The sequence below is a fragment of the Micromonospora sp. NPDC003776 genome, assembly GCF_053605645.1.
Genome location: NZ_JBSGJR010000651.1, coordinates 1 through 3549, shown reverse-complemented (window position 1 = coordinate 3549; position 3549 = coordinate 1). Strand labels below are relative to the sequence as shown.

Sequence of the window (3549 nt, the reverse complement as noted above, 5' to 3'; positions counted from 1 at the left end):
GGCAGCGGTGCCGTCGGGTCGGCCGCCAGCAGCCGGCGGAAGCCGTCGGCGTACGCGTCCACCCGGTCGGCGGCCACGTGCCGGTGGTCGTACTGGACGGTGAGGGCGAGCCGGCCGGTGTCGGCGTCCAGTTCGGCGTCGACGGCGAGGCTGAACGCCACGTCCACGGTGACCCCCCGGCTGTCCACGATGCGGCTGCCGCCCTCGGCCGGTCCGCTCGGGAAGTGGGTCCAGTTGAAGAAGTGGTCGAAGCGGGGGCCGGCCCCGCCGGCGCGGACGATCTCGGCGAGCGGGAACCGGTGGTGCCCCATCAGCTCCCGCTCGGCCCGCCACACCTCGGCGGCCAGCTCGGCCACGGGCCGGGTGCCCAGCGCGACGCCGACCGGCAGGGTGTTGAGGAAGAGCCCGAGGGTGACGTCGCTGCCGTCCCCCTCCGGCCGGCCGCCGACGACCAGGCCGCTGACCACCTCGTCCCGGCCGGACAGCTCGCCGATCAGCCGCAGGTGGAGGGCGAGCAGCCAGGACTTGACCGGCACCCCCGCGGCGCGGGCCGCCGCGGTGACCGCGTCGGTGGTGCCCGCCCGCAGCGGCACCCGCTGGGTCGTGGTGGTCCGCGGGTCGGGTCCGCCGAGCAGCAACGGCGGCACCGCGCCGGGGCCGTCCAGCCAGAACCGGCGGGTGGCCGGGTCGGCCAGGGCACGCCGCTCGGCCGCCACGTACTCGCCGAACGGCAGGCCCGGGCGGGCCGGGCGGGCGGTGCCGGCCCGCTCCCGGTCGTACCCGGCGAGCAGGTCGGCCAGGAACAGGTGCAGGCTCCAGCCGTCGAGGATGCCGTGGTACTCGGCGACGATCAGCGTGAACGCCTCGGCGTCCTCCCGGACGGCGCGCAGCCGCAGCAGCGGCGGGCGGGCCCAGTCGAAGGGGCGTACCCGCTCCTGCGCGACGAGGTCGTCGATCCGGGCCCGGCGGGTCTGCGGGTCGGCGTCGGCCAGGTCGGTGACCGGCACCTCGACCGGCACGTCCGCGTGCACGAGCTGCAGCGGCTCCGAGTACGCGCCGAGCGAGAACCCGGTCCGCAGCACCGGATGGGCGGCGACCAGGCCGGCCAGCGCGCGGCGCAGCGCCGCCGGGTCCAGCGGCGCGGCGATCCGGTGTGCGGTGACGTTGTGGTACATCGCCGGGTCGCCGGTCAGCTCGCAGTGGTAGACCATGCCCTGCTGCAGGGCCGTCATGGGGTACGCGTCGGCGAGCCCGGCGGGCAGCAGCGCCCGGTCGGCGGCGGCGACCAGCGCGAACCGCCCGTCCTGCGGGGCTTCGGCGGCCGGCGGGGCGCCGTCGAGGGTGATCTCCCCGTGCGCGACCAGCTCCCGGATCGACTGGTGGGTGAAGATGTCGGCCAGCCGGAAGGACAACCCCCGCTTGTTCGCCGCGACCTGCATCTGGATGCTCCGGATGGAGTCGCCGCCGAGGGCGAAGAAGCTCTCCGTCACGCCGACCGTCGGCACCCCGAGGATCTCCTGCCACGCCTCGACCAGGATCTCCTCGGCCCGGTTGGCCGGCGCCACCGCCGCCCGGTCACGGGGCCGGTCGAGCCGGGGCGCGGGCAGCGCCGCCCGGTCGAGCTTGCCGTTGCGGGTCAGCGGCAGCTCGTCGAGGAGCACCACCGCGGCCGGCACCAGATGGGCCGGGAGCCGGTCGGCGAGCCAACCGGTCAGCCGCTCGTCCAGCGGACCGGCCGCCGGCCCGGCCGGGACGGCCACCGCGGGACGCGGGTCGGCGGCGTACTCCGGGCGGACGGCGTGCAGGGTGTGCCGGTCGGTGCCGGCGAGCAGGTCGTCCTGGCGGGTCACCACGTCGAAGCCCTTGCCCTCGAAGAACGCGACCAGTTCGGCTAGCCGGCCCGCGGTCTCGGTGCCGGCCGCGTCGTGCACCTCCATGGCCACCTGCGCGATCAGCGGCCAGTGCCGGTCGGCGAGCCCGGCGAGCACGTCCGCCTCGGCGCGCTGCACATCGATCTTCAACAGGTCGATCCGCTCCGGGGCCAGCTCGTCCAGGACGGCCGACAGTGGCCGGACCGGCACGGTGAGCTCCCGGCCGGCGAAGCGCTCGGCGAGCAGCTCGTCGACCCGGTCGAGCAGGACGTCCCGCTCGTCCGCACCGGCGTCCCGCTCGTTGGCGAGGTACCGCTTGATCACGGCCACCTCGGCGTCCGGGTCGGCGTACGCGGCGTGGCCGGACATCATCGAGTAGCCCGGGTAGTAGGTGAAGGAGACCTCGCCGGCCGCCCGGGACAACCCGAACCCGTGCACGCTGGCCGGTACGCCGAACTCGGCGACATTGCGCCGCAGCAGGTCGGCCACCGACGGCACCGGCTCGAACGCGTGGATCGTCGCGTCCGGACAGACGGCGTGGACGAACAGCGAGAACATGCCGATGTTGGCGCCCACGTCGAGGACGGTCGCCCCGGGCCGCAGCACGATGCCGTCGCGCAGGTAGACCCGCTCGACGAAGATCTCGTCGTACAGGTAGCGGGTCTCGTGCGGGTTGACCCCGGCGATCCGGGTGACGTCCACGGCGGGGGCCGCGCCGCCCGGCCGGACGTACGCGACGAGCCGGTCGCCGTGCCCGTCGTCGTCCCGCGCCACCACGGCGGCGTCGGCCACCTCCGGGTGCCCCCGCAGCACCGCGGCGACCTCGCCCGGCTCCACCCGGAACCCGTGGATCTTGACCTGGTCGTCGAGCCGGCCCAGGTAGCGCAGCCGCCGGTCGGCGTCGAAGCGGACCCGGTCGCCGGTGCGGTACACCCGCTCGGTGCGGCCGGACGGCAGGGCCACGGTCACGAACCGCAGCGCGGTGGCCTCCGGGTCCCCCCGGTAGCCGTCGGCGAGCTGCGGCCCGCTAACGCAGAGCTCCCCGGCCACGCCGGGCGGCACCGGCCGCAGGTGCTCGTCGAGCACCCAGACCGCGACGCCGGGCAGCGGCCGGCCGATGCTCGGGGCGTCCCCGGCGCGGATCTCCGCGGCGCTGGTGTCCACGGTGCACTCGGTCGGGCCGTACAGGTTGACCGCGCGGACGCCGGGCAGCGCCGCCACCTCCTCCCACAGCTCCGGCCCGACGGCCTCCCCGCCGAGCAGCAGCAGTCCGGGCAGCCGGGTGTCACCGGCCCCGGCGAGCAGGATGCGCAGCTGGGAGGGGGTCAGGTCGAGCACGTCGACGCCGTGGTCGGTCAGCGCGGCGGCGAGGGCCGCGCCGTCCCGGCGGACCTCCTCAGGCACCAGGTACAGGCTGCGGCCGTGACCGAGCTGCACGAGCTGCTTCACCGAGGCGTCGAAGGTGAGCGGGGCGTTCACCGCCACCCGCAGCCCCGGGCGGCTGCCCACGTACACGGTCCGTTCCAGGGCGTCGGCCAGGTGCGCGGCGGCGCCGTGCGACACCTGGACGGGGCGGGGCGTGCCGGTGGAACCGGACGTGAAGATCACGTACGCGGGGTCGGCCGGGTCCGGCGCTGTGGCCGGCGGCGCACCGCCCGCCGCAACCAGGTCGTCGACC

General features: G+C 76.0%; 1 protein-coding gene. It reads right to left on the bottom strand.

The features are described 5' to 3' along the window. The coding region (locus ACWEVO_RS32675; protein ID WP_452311300.1) for an FkbM family methyltransferase at positions 1 to 3549 on the bottom strand (3549 nt) is incomplete at both ends.